We start from the raw sequence: 20,429 nt of genomic DNA, 5'->3' as shown, positions 1-20,429 counted from the left end.
AGCTGACTTGTTAAGATGTGCAAAATAGGGTGGGGGGGTGCATGATAGCCGGCCTGTCAATATCTGCAATCAATAGGTGTTACGATTGCAGGCGGTGGACTTCCTCGCCGTTGATAAATTCGTTGGCAACGGCGTCATCGGCGGAATGAAAGACAACAATATCCAGGTAATATATCTTGGAGTTTTTGCCGTCAACGTAATCAAACATCTGTTTCATCAGTTGGTAGTTGGCAAGGTTTGAGGAGAACATGAATCTGCCATCGCTCTCGTAAAACAATATCTGGTTGTAACCAAGGTTCTCCAGCCATGCAAAAATGCTATAGGGATCGGCTTCTTTATCGGCCAGGTTATGCTTATTAAACTCAAATAAAATAGCGGGTTTTACATCGGCTAAAAACTTAGCGCTTCCCCGTAATATTTTAAGGTCGAAGCCTTCGGTATCAACTTTAAGCAATTTACACGATGCATCCAGCACCCCGGTTTTATAAAGAAAATCTACACTAAGGAACTTTGTTGATACCGCCGAAGCTGCGCCTGTGGCCGGCATTATGGTTAAGTTATGGCCTACATTGGTATAGGTGCACTCCATTTCTACCTCGGCATCGGTCAGGAAGGTTTTTATCAGCGTAACATTGGCAAATTGCGCCGTGTTAAAGTTAAACTGCTCAACCAGGTTACTATCGCCTTCAACACAAATTACGGGTACATCGGCGCCTGATTTGATCAACGCAACTGAATCGCCCTGGTTGGCACCAATATCAATAGCCTTTAATGAACTAAAGTTTTTGTTTAAAACAGCGGCCAACCTCGTAAGCTGCGCGCCATAATCTTTAGAATATAAATAGCAGGAGTCCAGCCAGCTTTTTCCGTTTATAGTGATATCAAACTTGCCAACTTTTACAACGGTGCTTTTGTTGGGATCACGGGTAATTTTACGGGTGATGTTGAAGCCTAAAGCGTTGAATGTAGCTTTTACGAGGTTGTTTAACATGGCGGGGTATTTATTAGGTTGTCCTGTTTTTTTCTTCAATGTCAATAAAAGCATCCGCCAAAACATCATCACCGGCACTAAAAGCGATAATATCCAGGTAAGGCACCACGGATGTTTTGCCATCTACATAGTTATACACCTGCTTTATAAAATGCTGATTAGCAAGGTCGGCAGAGAACATAAACGTGCCGTTGTTTTCATAAAACAATATTTTACTGTAGCCCTGGTTTAACAGCGAGGGGAAGATGCTAAAGGCATCGGTTTCTACATTGGCCAGGTTTTCGCGGTTAAACTCAAACAACAGCACAGGCTTTACCTGTTGCATAAAATAGGTGCCGCCGCGAAGGATCTTCAGGTCGAAACCCTCGGTATCCACTTTCATTAATTTACAGTTATTGTTGAGTAGCGATGCTGCGTACAGGTTATCTATGCTGGAGAACTTTGTAAGCACCGATGATGCCGAGCCACCAGATGGCTTGATGGTTAAGTTATGCCCTTCCTTAGTGTATTCGCAATTCTGCTCACCCACCTCATCTGATAAAAATGTTTTTACCAGGCTGATACCTTTGAATTGCGTGGTGTTTTTGGCGAATATATCTACCAGGCTTTCGTCGCCCTCAATACAGATCACCGGTACATCCGCCCCGGATTTTATCAGCGCGGCAGAGTCGCCAATGTTGGCACCAATATCCACAGCTTGCATATCGGGATATTGGGTTTTGAGCAATGCCGTTAAACGCGTAAGCTGCTGGCCGTACTGTTTGCAGTAAACATAATCGTACCGCAGCCCGTTATCGTTGCGTATCTGGATATCAAACTTGCCCACCTTTATTATGGAAAAGCCTTTGGTTTGCGGTTTTGCCTTTTTTACTAAGGAGTAACCTAAGCTATTGAATATGAATTTTGCTATTTGCTTTACCATGTAGCTAAAGGCGGGTTTCTATTTTAAATTTTGTTGTAATACCTCGTTGGTTTTTTTTACCCACAAATCCAGGCCGAACGGGTTCCAGTGTGCATCACTAAGATAAAACAAATTTTGCCCGGCGGTTTTATAATCCTGGTATACACTGATCACCGGCAATGTGCTTTGTTTTTCAACGCGTTGCAGCAAATGGTTATAAGGCATCCGTTTATCATCATACACCGAAACCGCGTTGGGCACCACGCCCAAGAATACTTTTTTAAACCCTATGGATGTGTAATATGCCTGACATAAGCTTAGCTGGCGGCTAATTTCGCCCACTTCCTTATCAGATATCGGGATAAAGGCAGATTGTACGCTCGCGGTATCTACAGAAACGTTGAGCAACAGCCGTTTTTTATCGGTACTTACGGCCACTTCTTTGGCAACCCGGCCAAACAGGGCGTAATTCAGCCACGCTTTAGCCTCTTTAAAGGGTGTAAATATTTTATCATCAAAAAGCAATAGCTCGGCATTGCGGCTCAGATCTTTGTTGAAGATGATATTATTCAGTCTATCCGGTAACGACACGGGTTTAAATGTATTTGCCTTTGCCGCGCTGTTTTTTTGCCAGGCCTGTTTATCGGCCTCTGTTAGCATAAGGCCATTAAGGTTTCTTTCGGCAAACTCCAGCAGCATGTAGTTTTGCTTGGTGGCGTCCAGTGCCATTTGCTCAACCGGCGACCTGCGATCTATAAATATCACCTTATCAAAACCCTCAAATGCCCCGCTCAGCGTTTTATCTGCCAGGAAACTATCTCCAATAATATATAGAACCCTATTGGTAATGGGCTCGTTCCCGGCACGATTGTATTGCTTAAAAGGCTCTAACGCAAACTTGTATTGAGGCAAGTAGCTAAGGCCGTAAAGGTCGCCATTGCGCCACCTATCCGACCGGATAAAAACGCGATGATACAAAGAGTTTTGATTATCGCCAGGATTAAGGTGGTCGAAATAGCGGTCTTGCTTTACCCGGTTGATGAACGCCTGGTTCATGGCCGTGAGCAACACTGCCGCGCTTAATAGTAAAATACCTATGCCAATTACTTTACGCATTAAAACTGGAAGTAGATAAACTGCGCCTCGTTAAATATGCCCAAAAAATAGCAGGCAAAACCAAGTGCAAGGGCAGTTGCAATTTTTTTTCTGTTGGAGAACTCTACTGAGTTCCGTAAATACCATTCACCAATAATAAGAGCAAGGATGATGAACGCGCAATAAAAAACTTCGCGCAGCTGCATAATACCGCCTGCTGTGTAAGTGTAACTGCCGCCTGTAAATAGTTTGCCCAAAATGTAGGCTGCATCGGTAATGGAATTGGCCCTGAAAAATATCCATGTCAGGCAAACCAAATTAAACGTGATAAGCCATTTTAGCCATACAAAGCCATTTAGTTTTATTTTGAGTTTTTTTGATAGCTGGTAGATGATTAATAAGGTGCCGTGTATAAGGCCCCAAACTAAATACTTCCAGTTGGCACCATGCCAAAGCCCGCTTATCATAAAAACTACCAGCACATTAAGGCAGGTGATAGTAAAACTTACTCGGCTGCCGCCAAGCGGGATGTACACATAATCGCGAAACCAGGTGGATAGCGAGATATGCCAGCGCGCCCAAAACTCAGATATGTTTTTGGCCAGGTATGGCATGTTGAAATTGCGCATCAGTTGTATGCCCAACGTTAACGCCGCTCCGATGGCCATATCAGAGTATCCGCTAAAATCGCAATAGATTTGAATAGCGAAGAAATAGGTGGCAAAAAGTAGGTCGAGCGCTGAGTGGTGATGCGGATCGGAAAAAACAGGATCTACATAAAGCCCAAGGCGATCTGCAATTACCACCTTTTTAAACAGGCCAACCAGCATTAAAAATATGCCCGTTATAAAAGTACCCTTCTCGAATTGATAAGTGCGGTGCAGTTGCGGCAAAATGTGTTGCGGCCGCTCAATTGGGCCTGCCACCATTTGCGGGTAAAACATCACATACAAGGCATATATGCCTAAATGGCGTTCGGCTTTTTGGTTGCCGCGGTACACCTCTATCGTATAACTCATGGCCTGAAAGGTGTGGAACGACAGCCCGATAGGTAAAATGATATCTATTAGAGGTATCTGCGGGCCTTTTACCAGTGCAGATAGCACATTGATGTTTTGCGCCAGGAAATCGAAATATTTATAAAAGGCTAACACACCAACGTTCGCCGCTATGCTGATGATTAGGAACAAGCGCCGTTTTGGTCCGCTTGCATTTTCTATTAATATGCCCGCAATATAATCCACTACAATGGTGAAAAATATGATGAGTACATATACCGGCTTGAAGTACATGTAAAAATAGCAGCTTGCCAACAGCAGCCATACCCACCTGAATTTGCCGGGAATAAGGTAATAGCCTATAGTGACTATTAAAAAGAAAAGGAGGAAAAGAAGTGAATTGAAAAGCACTAAATAATATTAAACAGGCGCAGGAACTTCATCCGAATCTTATTCAAAAATACTACCCTGCTCCACTCGGGCACCGGCCCATGCCCCTCTGCCGACCATATTTTTAGGTGGTCTTGATGCCATTGTGCTTTCATTTTTGGGTCAGAGGTTTTGGCCTCACCATGCACCTGGGCCACCGAAAGCGGTTGTTTTATACGCGCGCGTTTATTGCCTTTTACCAGCCGAAGCCAAAGCTCATAATCAAGCGCGCAATGGAGTTCTTCCCACAGCGGCTGATGGATGCTTTTGCTCCAGAAGCAGGAAGACTGCGCCAATGTTGGTATTTTAATAAAATAATCGGGAAAGGGCGGCACTTTAATTAAGGTGGACTTATTTTGCGCCACATTAAAATCCACTACGTAACCGTAAACAAAATCCACTCCTGACGACAAAAATTTGCTAACTACGAGGTGAAAAATATCTTTAAGGTAATAATCGTCGCTATTTATCCAGGCGTAATAATCTCCGCTTGCCAAGCTAAAACCCATGTTGATAGCCTGCGACTGCCCATTGTCGCGTCTGCTTTGCTGGTAGCTTATCCAGGGAGCGTATTTCTCCAGAATTTCTTTTGTGCCATCAGTACTTCCGCCATCCATCACAATATACTCCAGGTTAGGATAGTTTTGCAAAAGAACAGACCGTATGGTTTCCTCTAGAAAATCTCCTTGGTTATAGGATGGAGAAACGATTGTAAGTTTAGGCCAGTTTGGACGACTGTTGTATCTCTCCGGGTCTATTTGTTCCGTCCAGGGCCAAGCGGTTTTACCGGGAAGTGGCGGCGGTAGAATATTTAATAGCCCACCATCTGTAACCGGCACAGCTGGAATTGGGTACTTTAGCTCTTTAGCTATAAAAGTTTGTTTGTATAGGTTTAAGCTGGGGAGGTCCAATTAATTGATGTAGGCTGTTTTATTAAAAACGTCTGTGCTGCGTGATAAATCTCGGCCACATCAACATCCAAAATTTTGGCAGATGACCATGAGTGGAAGCTATCTTTATTCGGGATAAAATTAGTTGGCATTACCGTTGATAGTTTGAGATAAATATCGCCAGGATAAGGCGCAAACCTAGCAAATAAATCGCCTTTTGCAATGCAAACAACAGGTATATCAACCGCCACTGCAAGGTGTACAGCCATTGTATCGTTTGATACCAGCAGGCTTGCCCCTGCCAGTAAACCGGCCAATTCTGTTAACGATAAAAGGCCAACTTTGGACGACAATTGAGGCCAGGCAACCAACTCTTGTATTTTTTCGGCATCGGACACATCGTTTAAGCCGCCCGCCAAAATTATGTTCGTTCGCTGTTTACTAATAACCGTTTTGCAAAATTCTGCAACGTGGTATACGGGCCAGCGTTTATCTGAAGTGCTGCCGCCAATAAACATTACTACGCTGTTATGTTGCGTACTATTAAGTTTTTGTGTATCGATATAAGGCTTTGTAATATTGCAGGCTTCGCCGGTTAGGGCCTCGCACATTTGCCTGTTGCGGACAAATTCATGTTGGGGATGATGCGTGGTTTTAAGCAATTGGGTATAAAACCTATCAGACTTAGTTTTTTCCTCTGCCATTTCATTAACGGTGTCCCCATCTATACCTATTTTATGCTTTGCAACTATTTTATTAACCAACCAATCTGTTTGATATCGGCGCGAATAATTGGTGTAAAAAACACTCTGGGGGCGTAGCCGCTGCAGTGCAAGCAAAAGGCTTATTAAGTCCCATTTCAAAAAAAAGCCATCGGCATACCAAAAAAATCGGCTTACTGTGTCAGTGTCCAAGTGCAAAGCCAGCTCTTTTGAACTCATATTAGCTAAAACATAAATTTTGTAGCCTTTATATTTTTCGGAACGTTTCAAAAACTGAAAACAGTTTCGAAACAGGATATAATCGCCTATGCCATCGTTTTTGATAATTAAAAGCGTTTTTTCTCGACGTGGAAAAAGTGTAAATAGAGCTTTGAGTATTGTGGGTATTACTAGGCGAATTACGAGAAAATTAAGCCTTTTCATAGGTTTTACCTGCCGGTGAGTCAAAGTTTTTTATTAACCGCTTTGAGGCTGAGGTAGGCAGATTTTATAAATGGCAACATTTTGCCTATACGAAATTTTATCCTGTTGAACTTGGTATTGTCAAATTGGTATAGTTTTCTATAGGAGGTACGGTCTGCCCGTTTATTTATCGTTATCTTTTTCGGGTGCGTTATTATCTCTATTTCCGTTACCGGCAACTCCGAAATTATTGGGTTGAAATGTATAGTATGCGTTGCATCGGGTCCACACCCGATGTTGGATATCAGGTTTTGTGCGGTGGTAATACCAATGCCGTTGTGTTTAAAAAAGCAATGCACCCATTGGGTATCCCAGGTATCTATTAAATGGTTGGCCATTGTTTCGAAGCTATGTTGCCAAAAGTGCCGTTCAATACCGTTGCTAAACTTGTATTTAAGCATATAGGCAAGCTGGGGGTCGTTACCCTGTAGGTTAAACTCATATTTTTGCCATGCTCGGCGCCAAGTTGCCCAACCCCAAATATGGATGTAATTGCTAAAGTAATAACTGTTTTCCCCGGCGACGTTCTTGTCCTGAAAGTTGCTGCCGCCAATATGCATCACCTGGCTATTATCGTGATATTTGTTTAACAACTCCTCGCAGAAGCTAAAAAAGCTGCTACTAGGTAAGCAGTCATCTTCCAAAATAATGCCTTGTTCTACATTATCAAAAAACCAGGTAATAGCTTCAGATACGGCCTTTCCGCAGCCAATATTCTCGTCCCTAAACAGGGTTTTAACCTGGCAGGTCCAATCAATATTATCTAATACTACCTGTCTTGTGGCCCGGCATTTCTCAACTTCGTTTTCTTTATTAATCCGCGGGCCATCCGCCGCTATGTATAAATATTGGGGGCGTTGCTTTTTTATTTCGACGAATACCTTTTCGGTAAGTTCTGGCCTGTTAAAGATCAGCAGCAATATAGGGGTAGAGAAACTCACTGGGTAATTGTGGCCGATCTTAATAAGCCCAAAAGATGGTTATGATGATTTACCACCTGGTAGCGTTGCTTTATCAATGCATTAAAGGCACCAGTGTTTAAACGTACTGCAAATGCCTTTTCAATATCAGTTTTTTTTTGCATGGAAAGGTTATTCACAAACGCTTTTACAAATTGATAGGCAACGCTTTTAGTAATGCCAAACAGCCAACTGTTCAATACTTTATTTAAAGAGCGGCTATCTTCGTTTAAAATAAAGAAATAACTCATAAGCAATACATTGGTGTAACCCTGCCAGTATTTTAAGTTGCTTATATATTGTATATTTTGCCTTTTTTTTGGCACAAAGTGTTTAAATTTAAGTTCATCATTGGCAATGATGTCGTAGCCAAGCAGATATATCGCAAAACATATTTCAACGTCTTCGCCGCTTATTAGTTTATTGCCAATGCGGCCCGTGGTTATCTGTTGCCAGCCCATGTCCTTTAAGCGGATAAACAAACTCCGGCGATATATGGATCCAGCCCCATAAACCCAATGGTCAGTGGCGGCCCAAGTTTGTGGCCCGTTTACATAAGATATTTCGTACGGCAATATATCAACATTTACCGGCTGTTCGGGCTCAAATATACCACAGCCGCCTAACGCGCCAATTTTAAGGTTTGCCTGCATCGCTTTAAAGGCCCTTTCAACATAATCTGCAAAGAGCCAGTTATCATCATCGCAAATAATTATATACTCGTAATTTGCCTGGGCAACACCTTTATCAAAGGCAAAGGTTTTACCGGGCTGCCGCTCATCCAGCACATAAAAATCAGCGGCAACCTTATACTCTGCCCACTCTTGTTTTGCAACCTCTGCGGTATCATCGGTTGATGCGTTGTCAACTACAATAACCTCCCAGGGTATTTCTGCCGCTACCTGTTGGTTTGCTAAATGCTTTAGCGTTTCGGGTAAACGTTCTGCACTGTTATAGCAACATATAATTACTGAAACTCCTAAAACCAAAGCGCTATCGTTTTATTAATTATTATAAATAACATCCATTTTTAATTTAAAAATCGCCGGCGAAAACAATTTCAAGTACCTTAGGTAAGCTTTTCTGCCGTAGGTGCTTCTTGTTTCATCACTGGCTAGCAACGTAGTAATGGCGTTTACATTATCAGCGACATCCGTCGAGGAGGCAACTATGCCGTTAACGCCATTTTCAACCGATTCCGGTAATCCCCCTGCGTTAGATACAATGCAAGGCAAACTATTATACATAGCCTCCAGCACTGCTATGCCTTGCGGCTCAATGATGCTGGGCTGGTAATAAATATCGGTTTTCTCGAGGTATGCTTGTGTATCGTTTATCAATCCTAAAAAGCTAATTCGGGGCATACTTTGCGTTAAATCCTGAAAATGGCCCAATAATTCTCCATTACCCAGCCATAAAAATTCCACATCGGACCGTGTGCCGGTAACCTCTTTTGCCACCTCCAGCCAAAAATATGGGTTTTTGCGCATACTTACATGCCCAAGCGTTGTTACATATTGTGTATTTCCAGGTACTTTGCGCATTTGGCCGTTTAAGCGGGGTTCCGTAATGCTGTTATGAATAACCAGTATATGCTTTTGCATTTTGGGGGTTATTAACCAGTTTTGGTAAATGGCCAGCCTCATGCTATTGGATACAGTAATAATACTTTTTGATTTGCCAAGCCGAGTATTGCAGGTTGGACTTGTGTATTTGTTAAACACGGGCAATGGTTCGGTATGTAAAATGTACCGCACTTTTATAAATGGCAGCCAAAACAAGTACAAGTGCCTTTCGGGATCCACCGCGTTGATGGTGATATCGGCAAAGCCATTACTCAAACTCATTAAAAAAATGCTTAATGCCGACCTCAAAACGGACAAAACGTTTTTTAAATTGGTTGTAAAACAGTAATGCGTCTCTACATACCCCTCCAGCCAGGGCGCAACTTTTGTTTTACACAAGTTGCCGGTAACCAGGTTCTGCAAAAATATAAGTTCGCTGCTGTTTTCTAAAACCACTATGGTGTTTTCTGCGCCGAGGTAATCAATAAGTGTTTTAAAGTGTGCGTTGCTTCCTCCCGAATCGAAGAGTTTGGCAATAACGATATGTTTTTTGGTGCGGGCGATGCTGCTATGGTTTTAATTTGATTGCGTTGGTATTAATACCGATTTCAAGAATGCTTTATCGTCGCTCATCAGCAAAAAGTCCGCTTTCATTTTTAAATTATCCGTGGCTATTAGTTTATCCATTTCACCTTGGTTGTTGCTTATACGGGCTAACAGGGCAACAAGCGACGGCATATCGCGAGCTAACGAGGGCGAGGGAACGGTTTGCGTGGATAGGGTTTTAACAGGGTTGTAAAATAAGGTTTTAAGGCCCATATTAATACTCTCTATGCCCGAAAAGCCCATGAAGTTACCTATGGTGAAATTTATAAAATAGCCATCTTTCACTTCCTCATCGAGGTCGGCAAAACGTATCGACTTTTCCGTGAACTTCACTCTGCCTGCCAAATCAAACAAATCGATAAGTTTTACCATTGAACGATGCAGGGCCTCGCTTAATATATCGCCTATAAACAAGATGTGTACATCATTTATATCCTGATTGGCCAGTTGGTGCGCCGCAAATATCAGATCGAAAAAAGCATTTTTGTCTTCACTTATCCGGGCAACAACGTTTATCTGTATCATACGCTTGCTAAAAAGAGTTTAAACACCTCAATTTTGCATTTAATAGCGTCGCCGTACTGTTCGTTCAGTTCGGTTAGCTGGTAAGGGTTTATGCAGAGTACCGTATCGTTTGGGTCGGCAAAATGTGCCGGATTAAAAGGATATATGCTTTGCGGGTACTGTATGGCATTGTTTACATGCCAAAAAAAGCGGTTCTTATGCTTGATGCCATGGATGGTTTTATCCAAGTTGTATAAGCCGATGATATGCACACTTTTGTAATACTTGTTTGCAAACCGTTTAAGCCTTTGCTGCCAATATATTGCCCGGTTAATGTTTACCGGGTTGCGTAGTTTTTTGGTGCCGAGCAATGTGGTACGCACTACCTTAATGCCCATCTCTTTAAAAACCGCGTCGTAATACTCGGTGTTGTAATTGTTTACAATAAGAACCGTGACTTTTGTGTTGTTTTGTCCGGCAAAATAAGCAAGTTCGTATATCAGTTTTTCTGCACCGGCCATTAGCAGGTGGTCGCTTACAATGAGTACCTCATTCATAAAATGAACGTATGGCGCTAATAACTTCTTCTATTTGTCCGGTTTCCATACCCGGGAAAAGTGGCAGGCTCAGTGTAGTTTCGGCAAGTTTTTCGGCAATAGGGAAATCGCCTTTTTTGTAGCCGAGGTTTTGGTAAGCCTGCTGTAAATGCGGTGGTGTAGGGTAGTGGATAAGCGTGCCTATCCCTTTATCCTTCAAATATTGCTGTAGTGCATCCCGTTTTGACGTGTGTATGGCGTATATATGGTAAACATGCCCTGCCAATGGCGCTGTGTAGGGTAATATTATATCGTCAATACTTTTAAGGTTTTGATTATATATGGCAGCGATATCCTTCCGTTGCTTAGTTAAAATATCGAGGTATTTTAGTTTTACTGATAGGAAAGCCGCCTGCACTTCGTCCAGCCTGGAATTAAAACCGACGACCTCGTGCTGGTATTTTTCTGCAGAACCGTAATTGCGTAATAAGCGGGCTTTTTTATCCAATGCTCCGTTGTCGGTAGTTAAAGCGCCGGCATCGCCCAAGGCCCCAAAGTTTTTGGTAGGGTAAAAGCTTGTAGCGTTGATATTGCCGAAACTGCCAGTCAGTTTTCCGTTGTAGGTGGCACTATGTGCCTGGGCGTTATCTTCTACCACAAACAGGTTGTGCCTGCCTGCTATCGCCATTATCCTGTCCATTTCGCAAGGCTGGCCGTATAAATGTACCGGGATAATCGCCTTTGTTTTAGCAGTAATGGCTGCTTCTATTTTTGTTGGGTCGATATTATAGGTAGCCTCGTCGGGCTCTACCGGTACAATGGTAGTGCCAGTGTATGATGCGGCCAGCCAGGTAGCCACAAAGGTATTGGAGGGTACAATTACTTCGTCGCCAGGGCCAATGTTTAGCGTTTTTAGTGCAATATGTAAGGCATCCAACCCGTTGGCAACGCCAATGCAATATTGGGTTTTGTTGAACCGCGCGTATTCTGTTTCAAACTCGGTTAGTTTATTGCCGAGGATATACCATTGCGATTCGAAGAAATCATTGAACGCCTGTTTTATCTCAGCCCTGATGAGACTGCTGGTATGATCGAAAGAAAAGAATGGTACGCCTTTTTGCTGCATTAGTTAAATGTGATTACCGTTGCCCCCCAGGAGTAGCCAACGCCGAAACCTGCAAGCAGCCACTGGGTACCTGCATCATGTTGTTTCTCCTTCAGGGCTTCAGCCAAAGCGATGGGAATGGTTGATGATACCGTATTGGCAAACTTCCCCATATTGATGTAAAAGCTATCTTCGGCTATGTGTAGTTTTTTGCGCAGGTGGCCAAGCATGTAACTATTAGCCTGGTGAAATATAAACTGCCCGATATCCGATTTTAAAACCTCGTTTTTCAGGAGCGTTTCTTCGACCAAACCAGGCACCGCGTTAGAGGTGAACGAAAATATCTCCGGCCCGTTCATGTACAAATGCTCGCCAGCCTGCTCTTCGCTATCTTCGGAAGTAACCCTCACTTTTGCCGGATGGCGGATGGCACCTTGTTTTACCATCAAGTTTTCTGCGCCGGTACCATCGGTACCCAAAACAAATTCACCTATACTGGCGAAGCCATCAGTGCTTATAAGGGTAGCTGCCGCGGCATCGCCAAAAATTGTGCGGTTGCCTTTATCGTTTTTATGGATGAATTTAGAGTAGGTTTCTGATGTTATCAGCAGGATGTTTTTAGCTATACCTGCTGCGATAAGCCCCTTGGCCAAAGCAAGCCCGTAAACATAGCCTGAGCAGCCAAGGTTGAAATCCAGCGCGCCCGCTTTGGTGGGTATGCCCAGTTTATCCTGTAAGATACAGGCGGTGGTTGGCAAAAAATAATCGGGACTTTGGGTGCAGTATAATATAAAATCGATATAGGCCGGGGCAATGCTGTATTCTGCGAAAAGCTTTTTTGCTGCCGCTATTGCCATGTCTGATGCAAACTCATCTTCGGCAGCTATATGACGGGTTTCTACACCAATTTTGTTGGCTATTTTTTCTACGCCCCATTCGGGGAACAGGGCCGCCAGTTGCTGGTTGCTTAGTTCTTGCTGAGGTAGGTAATAGGATATAGCTTTGATGAACGCGTCCATATTATTGGATGGTGAAACCTCCATCAAGTACTAAGGAGATACCGGTTACCCATTTGCTGGCATCTGCTAATAAATAAATTACGGCGTTGGCCACATCTTCGGCCTCGCCGTATCCCAAGGGGTATTTCTTTTCGTCTTCTTCCAATTGTTCTTTGGAGAACGCCGTGGTAGCATTCAGCATAGCGGTTTTTACCATGCCCGGCGATACATTGTTTACCCTGATTTTTTGCCCCGCCAATTCAAGCGCTATTACTTTTTGCATGGCGTTTATGGCACCCTTTGACGCGCCGTACATCGAATTTCCCTTCATGCCTATAAAATTCCCGGCAATGGAAGAGATAAATACTACAGAGCAACCCATGTTCAGTTTCTTTTTGCGGAGCAGTTTGTTCAGTAATAATACCGGGGCGTAAAAGTTGGCCTGCATCATATCATCCAGAGCGCTACCCGTAACAAATTTAAACGGAAGTGTTTGTACAATGCCCGATGAAAGCACCAGCCCGTCTAAAGCTGGTAAGGCATTTACCAGGGTGTCTAATTCTGTTTCGAGGGTAAGGTCGGCTATGTGTAGCTGGTGGCCTTCGCCTGTTAATTGGGTTGAAGTTTCCTGTAGCCGTTCGGTATTTCTGCCGGTAAGGTTTACCTTCGCGCCCATTTCTGCTGTAGACACAGCCACCTGCCTACCTATGCCGGACGATGCCCCGGTTACCAGTATGGTTTTATCCGCTAAAGAAAATGGGTTATTCATAGGTAATAAGTGCCGGTATGGTAAGATTCCTGGTTTGGCAATACATGGTTGCCCATGATAAACCCACCCCAAAACCGCAGGCAATGATGTTATTTGTACCGTTTTGCAAATTGCCGGCTGCCTGGGTAACCATGGTTAGTGGTATGGTAGCGCTGCTGGTATTGCCAAAATTTTTTAAAGAGTACGGTACCTTGTCCTCTGTTAGTTGCAGTTTTTTGCGGATGCGTTCGTTCATCATCAGATTGGCCTGGTGGAAGAAAAAGTAATCCACCTTTTCTTTATCTATATCGAATTTACTAAGCAATTGGTTAACGCTCTCCGGTGCTTTTGAAATACCGAAGGAGAATACATCCATGCCATCTAAAGCCAGCTGCAGGTTGTTACGGTTTATGCCTGTATCAACCTGTGCAGGCATTAAAGATAACTCAGAGAAAGGGTTGCGGTAACCGCCATCATTTACTATAATAGCTTTATATCCGCTGCCATCGCTGGCCAGGTGAAACTTTATGCTTTCGGCACCATCTACGTATTCCAGCGCGGTGCAGGTACCGCAATCGCCGAATAGGGGGTAAGTACTTTGGTCGGTAGGTGAGCACATTTTTGATATGGTATCCCCCACCAGTAACAATGCTTTTTTTACCATGCCGCCCTGCATGTAGCTGGCTAAAGTGCTCATACCATACACATAGCCCGAGCATCCGATGGAAAGATCGAGCGTTAAACAGTTTTCTGATAGGCCCAGCCTGTGTTGTAAAATGGCCGATGTAGCGGGTAAGATATAATCCGGAGATTGGGTAGCAAATATCAACCCGTCAATTTCGTTTTTGTCCCAACCCAGGTCCGCAATCAATTTTTCGGCGGCTTGCAGGCAAAGGTCGGATGTACAGATGTTGTTGCCGGCAATGTGCCTGCGTTCTACACCTGTGGTTTTGATAAGTTTTTGCAGGTTGGCAGCATCGTGGTTTGGGATGGCAGCATTTTCCTCTACCGTTGCCGGTACACAGGCTGCTACCCCTTTTATTGCCACGTTTCTTATCTCCAAAAACGCCATTATTATTTAACTTTTGATACCACGATATCAAAAATATCCTGTACGGTTACCGAGGTACGGATATCATCGCCGGTGAGCCTTACGTTGTAACTATCGTCGGCCATGGCAATTATAGATAGTGCCGTCATCGAATCCCATTCTTCGTTTTCTTTAAAATGCGTTTCGGGGGTGAATTCTTCTGCCGGTACCATATCAAACTGGTTTGCAAATTCCTGCACAAATTTTTCGATATCCATTTGTTGTAGTTTAAGGCTGTAAAATGCTGTTTAAGAATTGATGCTTCCGCTGAAAGCCATCCCTATCCATTTCCATGTAAATGTTGTCGGCATCTTCTGCTATCTGTTTAAAAAAGCGCTTGTGGTAGCGTAACACCTTTACGTTTTGCTTGCGCACATCTATCAAACATTTGCTAAAGCCCAACTCATCAAAAGCCAGGTCCATAGCAAAAGCATCAGATGCAAAGGCGGTCATTTCATCGGCGCCGGGGTTTGTCAACCAGCTGCCAGCGGTGTAACTATCACCCTCAAAATTATAAAGCCTTATTACGCCAAGGCCTTGGCCGGTTTGGCTCTCAAACAAAAAATAGTATTCCTCACCCCTGGCCTCCCGTTGCTTGTAGCTTTTTATCCAGGCTATTTGCCCATCCAAATCACCTTCGGTAGGGGATAAGTGCTTTGCTAATTTATCGTTGGTACGCAGGCTCAAAATAAATTCGGCATCGCTTTCTTCTACCATCCTAAATACAAAGCCGTATTTACTTACCGGGAATTGCATCAGATAGCTTTGTATGCTTTAAAACCTTCATGATCCCGTAAATAATCATCCTCATCATACAGATCCGATGCCAGCACAAGGCATATGGCACCTGATGAGAAATTGGAGATATCGCGCCAGATGCCCGGCTGGATATGCAACCCAATATAAGGCCTGTTGAGTTGGATGGTTTTGATGTTAATGCCATCGTCCAGGTGAATATCAAAACTTCCGCTGGCAGCAATGATAACTTGTTCCAGTTGCTTGTGCCCATGCGCCGCGCGCGATTCACCTCCCGGGATATCGTATAAATAATAAATACGTTTTACCGCGAAGGGGATATGGATATTGTTCTCTACCGGCGTAATATTCCCTGCCCGGTTATGGATGCGGGGCAGCTGCATAATATTACAATCGAAAACGGTTGAGTTGCGGCTATTGGTCATTTGCTTTTTGTACAAATTCGTCAAAATCGCGAATGTAAGCATCCTCCGAATATTTTTGATCGGCCAGGATGAGGGCAAGGGAATTGGTGGAGAAGTTTTCCAGTTCGCGCCACATCATTTTGGGTATATATAAACCATAGTACGAACGGTTGAGGTGGAAGCGAAGTTCCTTTTCGCCATCGTGCAACACCACATCAAAACTACCGCTAAGTGCCACTATAAATTCCTGCAGGTCGCTGTATGCATGTCCGCCGCGGCATTCGCCGCCGGGTACATCATAGATCCAGTAGGTACGTTCAATTTTAAAAGGGATATGATTACACTCTTCAATAAACGACAGGTTGCCCCGGTCATCCAATATCTTGGGAAGTTGTATGATCTCAGGTGCCTGCATAAGCATCAAGTGGCGCAAAGTCTACGTCGTAATGAAGGTTTGGCGATATTACGCCGGGTATTAAAAAACTGTTGCTGCCCGAACTTTCGTTCAACACTTCGAATCGGATGAACTCATCAACTACAAAAAGCTCGTAGCGCTGGTTTTCACCAAAAATAAGCTTGAAGGAATACCTGCCGGCGTTCAGCAAGTCGGGCGGCAAGGTGCCGGTTACCGTATAAACGCCTTGCTTCGAATCGTTATTGGTGCTAAGCAACACCCCGCGGTGGAATACTATAACCTCGTCATCATTTTTCAGCTCAAAGGTTGCATCGAGGTTGATGTTTGCCTTGTGGTTGTAAAAAACAAGGGTGAAGGTAGCACCAGTTGATATAAATATTACATCCCCCTTTATGGGCTCTACCTTAAAACTTTTTATGCGGATGTTTTCGTTACCTGGAGCGGTATCAATCAATTCCCTGTGTTCGAAATGGGAGGGGAGGTCGTTATTTAGCTGGTAATAGCTTACCGCCTCCAACTGTTTCCCGGTGAAGGTTAACTGCCCGTTGGTTAATACGATGCCTTGTGTACACAATGTTTTAATGGCCGCCATATTGTGGCTTACAAATAGCACCGTGCGGCCTTCGCCTTTGCTTACCTGGCCAATTTTGCCCAGGCATTTCTTTTGAAACTCCGAATCGCCAACGGCAAGCACTTCGTCGATGATCAGGATCTCCGATTCGAGGTGGGCGGCCACTGCAAATGCCAGCCGCACGTACATGCCAGATGAATAGCGTTTTACCGGTGTATCTATATAGCGCTCCACACCCGAGAAATCAACTATCTCATCAAATTTCTTTTTTATCTCGGCTTTGCGCATACCCAGTATGGCACCGTTGAGGTAAATGTTCTCGGTACCCGTAAGCTCCGGGTGGAAGCCGGTACCAACTTCCAATAGACTGGCTACGCGGCCTTTCATTTTTACAGTGCCGGTGGTTGGGGAAGTGGTTCTGCTTAATATTTTAAGCAATGTGCTTTTGCCTGCACCGTTGCGGCCTATTACGCCAACTGCGCTGCCTTGCTCTATTTTGAAATCAATATCCTTTAAGCTCCAAACCACATTGCTGGTGCTTTTGGTGGTTCGGTCGTTCAGTTCGCCTATCGTTAAAAAAGGGTCTTCTTTACCACGCAGGCGAGCCCAGTATCGTTCCAGATCCTTTGATAAGGTACCCGTGCCGTATGCGCCCAATTGGTATGCTTTGGATAAATTTTCTACTTCGATAACCTTAGGCATCGGGATGGGTTAAAGGTGTATTACAAAGTAATACTTTCAGGTTATTGATATATGCGCCCTCGTTAAAATATTGCAGGCATTTATCCTGCAGGCGTTTGCGTTCGCTTAAAGCAAGCGGATGTGTTAAATTTTCTGTAATTTGTTTTTCCAGCTCTTTGATGTTATCCGGGTCTATAGCTTTGCCAAGTTCGCCTTGGCGTATGGCATCTATGCTGCCATCGGCGTTGCCGCATATTACGGGCAGGCCGCAGGCTAATGCCTCTATAAATACAATGCCGAAGCCCTCTTTTTTACTTGGCAGCACAAACAAGTCGGCTAATAAAAAGTGGCCGGCCAATTCGGCTTCTTCCACAAAGCCGGTAAGTATTACATTATCTGCAACATCATGTTTTTTGATGAGAGCTTTAACACGCATCTCTTCCTGGCTATCGTATTTTCCCGATAGGATATATTTTATACCCTGGAATTTTTTTTTCAAAGTCCCCATAGCCACGATCACATTTTCGTACCCTTTATATTTTTCGGTGGATGCCAGCCGGGTAAGCGTAAAAACTACCGGGTTTTCGGCAGTCAGCCCGTACCTGTTTAGAAGGTTTTGCGGTTTGGCAAAAACCTTAGGCAGTTCTATAAAAGGGTCGATAGCGTTATTCAGCACCACACATTTTTGCCTGTCGGCATTGTGCAGGGTTATCATTTTATCTTTGGTGAACTGGCTTACGCAAAGTATTTTATCGCAATGCTCAAGTAACGATCTTTTTAGCGGGGTTAATGGGCGCCACACTTCGATGCCATGTGCTACCAGCATTACCGTACACCCCGGTTTTAACAGCTTTACCAATACACCTAATATGGCAAAGTTTATATGGCTTAAAATGATGGTATCGCCTTTTTTTGCGCCCAACAGGGTTGATAGTATAATACCAACCTTATTTTTATCAAACCCTTTGTAATTTTCTGCCGGGATGTATTGCGGCAGCAGGTCGCTGGCGCTATCGTAAAGGGACGAAAGCTGCATCTCCCAATTATTTTCGCGGCATATGGCGTGCAGCGAATGCGCCAGGGTGCGCACCATTTTTTGTATGCCGCCTGTGGCGCTGAACGTTTGTAAGGCTAAAAGCGATACTTTTTTAGGCATGCTTTTGTATTTGGTAAAGCGCGTAAATTTTAGACCAATGTGCCTGATCGTTTTTAAACTTACCGACTATGGTTTTCGCAAACTTTCCGCTATAAAAACTTTCGTCGCCAATGAGCTTGTTGTTTTTCATCCATTGTTGCAACGGGAAGGTAAAGCCCATTTTAGGTCTGTTCCATACCGTTTCGGGCAGTAGGGTTTTAAAGCTGTCTACCAGTATTTTTTTTGGGCGGCTATTGCTAAATCGTAGCCCAGGGGCTATTTGTTGTGTGTAATGCAGAAAGTCTTCATCCAAAAATGGCACGCGTACTTCCAACCCATGTGTCATGCTCATTACATCCGTATCGCGCAGCAACTGGTTTTGCATGTACATGTTTGTTTCGAACCACGATGCGTGCAACTTATCGTACTTATTGAGTTGCGGAAAGCTATTGGTTCCGAACAGGGTGCTTTTCAGTTCCTGCTCGCTGATATCCATTATTTTGGCGATATCGCTCGGCGGGAACAGACCGCGCAAAAACAAATAATCGGCAGCGGGGTGGTCGTATGCCAGGTAAGTGATACGCTTATAGTTGTTAAAAGCGAGTATGTCGCCTTTGGCAAGCAGTGCTTTGGGTATGGTTTTGAGGTAAGCGAGCAACTTTATACGGCTGAATGATGGGTAGCCGCCATAAAGCTCATCGGCGCCAATGCCGGATAACACCGCTTTTAAACCATCATCGTGGGCGTACTTGCTAATAAACCACGAGTTTATGCCATCGGTAGTTGGAATATCCATCGCATCAATAATATGTGGAAGGCTGTCTTCAAAATCCTGCTGCTTTACCAGGTGCTTAAAGTTTTCCCCTTCTATTTTACTTAAAACGGCATTTTGATATTGGCTTTCGTCGTAGTTTTTATCGTCGAAGTATATGGAGATTGTTTTAAGCTGCTGCTGCTTATTTTGATTGGCCAGCAGCGATATGATAGACGAATCTATCCCGCCGCTTAAAAATACACCTATAGGCGCGTCGGCTATCAGTTGCCTTTTTACCGCGTTTTGCAGGTGGTTGTGTATGCCTGTTTGGGCGGCATCCAAATCGGTAATAATATTAAAAGGCTTGTCGGATACATATTTTTCGATAGTATATGCACCGTTTTTTTGCCAGCCTAAATAATGCCCCTTGGGCAGGCTCAATACATTTTTCAGCGTGGTGTACGGTTCGGGTATGTGGCCGTAGGCCAGCAGCCATACCGGCCAGCGGCTGTCTTCCTCGCAGGAAACGCCTGCTGCTTTAAAAGCCCTAATTTCTGATGCGAAAGCCAGCTGCGCATTTTCGATAGCGTAGTATAAAGGTTTTATGCCGTTGGAATCGCGCACTAAAAATATCTCGCCCTTAATCGTATCGTATAGCGCGAAGGCAAACATGCCCCTAAGCTTATCAAATGATGCCGTGCCCCAATGCAGGTAGGCCTGTAAAATAACTTCGGTATCTGTTTCTGATGCAAATTTGGCACCCAGCTGTTGTAGCTGTTGTTTTAATTCGCGGTAATTGTATATCTCACCATTGAAGGTTATCCAGGATTTTTGAGCAACATCTGCCATAGGCTGGTGCCCCTTCTTACTCAGGTCTATAATAGAAAGGCGGCGATGGCCCAGTGTTAAGGTTTCGCCGGCTTGCTGGTATACACCGGCGTCATCCGGCCCGCCATGCTGCATTACATTGCACATGGTAGCAACCAGTTTGCGTACTTCGGCTGCGGCTAACTTATCAGATACTACACCGGCTATTCTGCACATATTATGTGTTTAGGCACAGCTTCGCCCCGTAAGTCACACTTTTTATGTTTAACTTATTGATAATCAATTT

The 20,429-nt window shown here is 44.0% G+C and carries 22 protein-coding genes; all 22 read right to left on the bottom strand.

Going from position 1 to position 20,429, the window contains the following annotated elements; genetic code table 11:
* Positions 1–79 precede the first annotated feature (79 nt).
* The 22 genes from ABIX36_RS15195 to asnB all read right to left on the bottom strand — a co-directional run bounded on the left by ABIX36_RS15195 (position 80) and on the right by asnB (position 20,359).
* Positions 80–991, bottom strand: coding sequence for an FkbM family methyltransferase (locus ABIX36_RS15195; protein ID WP_348083012.1), 912 nt, complete (start codon positions 989–991; stop codon positions 80–82).
* A 13-nt stretch (positions 992–1,004) separates the two neighbouring features.
* Complete coding sequence (locus ABIX36_RS15190; protein ID WP_348083011.1) at positions 1,005–1,913, bottom strand: FkbM family methyltransferase; 909 nt, start codon at positions 1,911–1,913, stop codon at positions 1,005–1,007.
* 18 nt (positions 1,914–1,931) lie between these two features.
* Entirely contained in the window at positions 1,932–3,008 is a 1,077-nt protein-coding gene (locus tag ABIX36_RS15185; RefSeq protein ID WP_348083010.1) for a hypothetical protein, read from the bottom strand.
* The gene (locus ABIX36_RS15180; RefSeq protein ID WP_348083009.1) at positions 3,008–4,396 is read right to left on the bottom strand and encodes an MBOAT family O-acyltransferase; all 1,389 of its coding nucleotides are present in this window, start codon (positions 4,394–4,396) and stop codon (positions 3,008–3,010) included. Before ABIX36_RS15180 ends, ABIX36_RS15185 begins: the two co-directional genes overlap by 1 nt.
* Entirely contained in the window at positions 4,396–5,253 is an 858-nt protein-coding gene (locus tag ABIX36_RS15175; protein ID WP_348083008.1) for a glycosyltransferase family 2 protein, read from the bottom strand. Before ABIX36_RS15175 ends, ABIX36_RS15180 begins: the two co-directional genes overlap by 1 nt.
* Positions 5,254–5,306: 53 nt before the next feature.
* Positions 5,307–6,449, bottom strand: coding sequence for a glycosyltransferase family 9 protein (locus ABIX36_RS15170; protein WP_348083007.1), 1,143 nt, complete (start codon positions 6,447–6,449; stop codon positions 5,307–5,309).
* Between the two features lie 20 nt (positions 6,450–6,469).
* On the bottom strand, positions 6,470–7,429 hold the full coding sequence (locus ABIX36_RS15165) for a nucleotide-diphospho-sugar transferase (protein WP_348083006.1): 960 nt from the start codon (positions 7,427–7,429) through the stop codon (positions 6,470–6,472).
* Complete coding sequence (locus ABIX36_RS15160; protein WP_348083005.1) at positions 7,426–8,436, bottom strand: glycosyltransferase; 1,011 nt, start codon at positions 8,434–8,436, stop codon at positions 7,426–7,428. Before ABIX36_RS15160 ends, ABIX36_RS15165 begins: the two co-directional genes overlap by 4 nt.
* Positions 8,437–8,451: 15 nt before the next feature.
* Positions 8,452–9,294 carry a glycosyltransferase family 4 protein gene (locus ABIX36_RS15155; RefSeq protein ID WP_348083004.1) on the bottom strand — a complete coding sequence of 281 codons (843 nt, stop codon included), beginning with the start codon at positions 9,292–9,294 and terminating at the stop codon, positions 8,452–8,454.
* 294 nt (positions 9,295–9,588) lie between these two features.
* A complete protein-coding gene (locus tag ABIX36_RS15150) occupies positions 9,589–10,143 on the bottom strand; it encodes a hypothetical protein (protein ID WP_348083003.1) in 555 nt (184 codons plus the stop codon).
* Positions 10,140–10,679, bottom strand: a complete 540-nt coding sequence (locus ABIX36_RS15145) for a hypothetical protein (protein WP_348083002.1) — start codon at positions 10,677–10,679, stop codon at positions 10,140–10,142. The genes ABIX36_RS15150 and ABIX36_RS15145 overlap by 4 nt, the downstream gene beginning before the upstream one ends.
* Positions 10,672–11,784: a DegT/DnrJ/EryC1/StrS family aminotransferase gene (locus tag ABIX36_RS15140; protein WP_348083001.1), complete on the bottom strand. Its 1,113-nt coding sequence runs from the start codon at positions 11,782–11,784 to the stop codon at positions 10,672–10,674. Before ABIX36_RS15140 ends, ABIX36_RS15145 begins: the two co-directional genes overlap by 8 nt.
* Positions 11,784–12,782, bottom strand: a complete 999-nt coding sequence (locus tag ABIX36_RS15135) for a ketoacyl-ACP synthase III (protein ID WP_348083000.1) — start codon at positions 12,780–12,782, stop codon at positions 11,784–11,786. The genes ABIX36_RS15140 and ABIX36_RS15135 overlap by 1 nt, the downstream gene beginning before the upstream one ends.
* A 1-nt stretch (position 12,783) precedes the next feature.
* Positions 12,784–13,530 carry an SDR family oxidoreductase gene (locus ABIX36_RS15130; RefSeq protein WP_348082999.1) on the bottom strand — a complete coding sequence of 249 codons (747 nt, stop codon included), beginning with the start codon at positions 13,528–13,530 and terminating at the stop codon, positions 12,784–12,786.
* A complete protein-coding gene (locus ABIX36_RS15125; protein WP_348082998.1) occupies positions 13,523–14,572 on the bottom strand; it encodes a ketoacyl-ACP synthase III in 1,050 nt (349 codons plus the stop codon). The genes ABIX36_RS15130 and ABIX36_RS15125 overlap by 8 nt, the downstream gene beginning before the upstream one ends.
* A gap of 11 nt (positions 14,573–14,583) precedes the next feature.
* Positions 14,584–14,817 (bottom strand): acyl carrier protein, encoded by a 234-nt coding sequence (locus ABIX36_RS15120; RefSeq protein ID WP_348082997.1) that lies wholly within the window; start codon positions 14,815–14,817, stop codon positions 14,584–14,586.
* A gap of 10 nt (positions 14,818–14,827) precedes the next feature.
* Positions 14,828–15,355, bottom strand: a complete 528-nt coding sequence (locus ABIX36_RS15115) for a GNAT family N-acetyltransferase (RefSeq protein WP_348082996.1) — start codon at positions 15,353–15,355, stop codon at positions 14,828–14,830.
* The gene (locus ABIX36_RS15110) at positions 15,355–15,780 is read right to left on the bottom strand and encodes an FdtA/QdtA family cupin domain-containing protein (RefSeq protein ID WP_348082995.1); all 426 of its coding nucleotides are present in this window, start codon (positions 15,778–15,780) and stop codon (positions 15,355–15,357) included. The genes ABIX36_RS15115 and ABIX36_RS15110 overlap by 1 nt, the downstream gene beginning before the upstream one ends.
* Positions 15,770–16,180, bottom strand: coding sequence for an FdtA/QdtA family cupin domain-containing protein (locus ABIX36_RS15105; protein ID WP_348082994.1), 411 nt, complete (start codon positions 16,178–16,180; stop codon positions 15,770–15,772). Before ABIX36_RS15105 ends, ABIX36_RS15110 begins: the two co-directional genes overlap by 11 nt.
* The gene (locus ABIX36_RS15100) at positions 16,161–17,447 is read right to left on the bottom strand and encodes an ABC transporter ATP-binding protein (protein WP_348082993.1); all 1,287 of its coding nucleotides are present in this window, start codon (positions 17,445–17,447) and stop codon (positions 16,161–16,163) included. The genes ABIX36_RS15105 and ABIX36_RS15100 overlap by 20 nt, the downstream gene beginning before the upstream one ends.
* The gene (locus ABIX36_RS15095) at positions 17,440–18,582 is read right to left on the bottom strand and encodes a glycosyltransferase family 4 protein (RefSeq protein ID WP_348082992.1); all 1,143 of its coding nucleotides are present in this window, start codon (positions 18,580–18,582) and stop codon (positions 17,440–17,442) included. Before ABIX36_RS15095 ends, ABIX36_RS15100 begins: the two co-directional genes overlap by 8 nt.
* Positions 18,575–20,359: an asparagine synthase (glutamine-hydrolyzing) gene (gene asnB, locus ABIX36_RS15090; RefSeq protein ID WP_348082991.1), complete on the bottom strand. Its 1,785-nt coding sequence runs from the start codon at positions 20,357–20,359 to the stop codon at positions 18,575–18,577. Before asnB ends, ABIX36_RS15095 begins: the two co-directional genes overlap by 8 nt.
* Positions 20,360–20,429: the final 70 nt, after the last annotated feature.

Source organism: Mucilaginibacter sp. (assembly GCF_039925265.1).
Lineage (GTDB): Bacteria > Bacteroidota > Bacteroidia > Sphingobacteriales > Sphingobacteriaceae > Mucilaginibacter.
The sequence above is the reverse complement of the archived record's forward strand: the minus strand, read 5'-3'. Positions and strand labels throughout refer to the sequence as shown.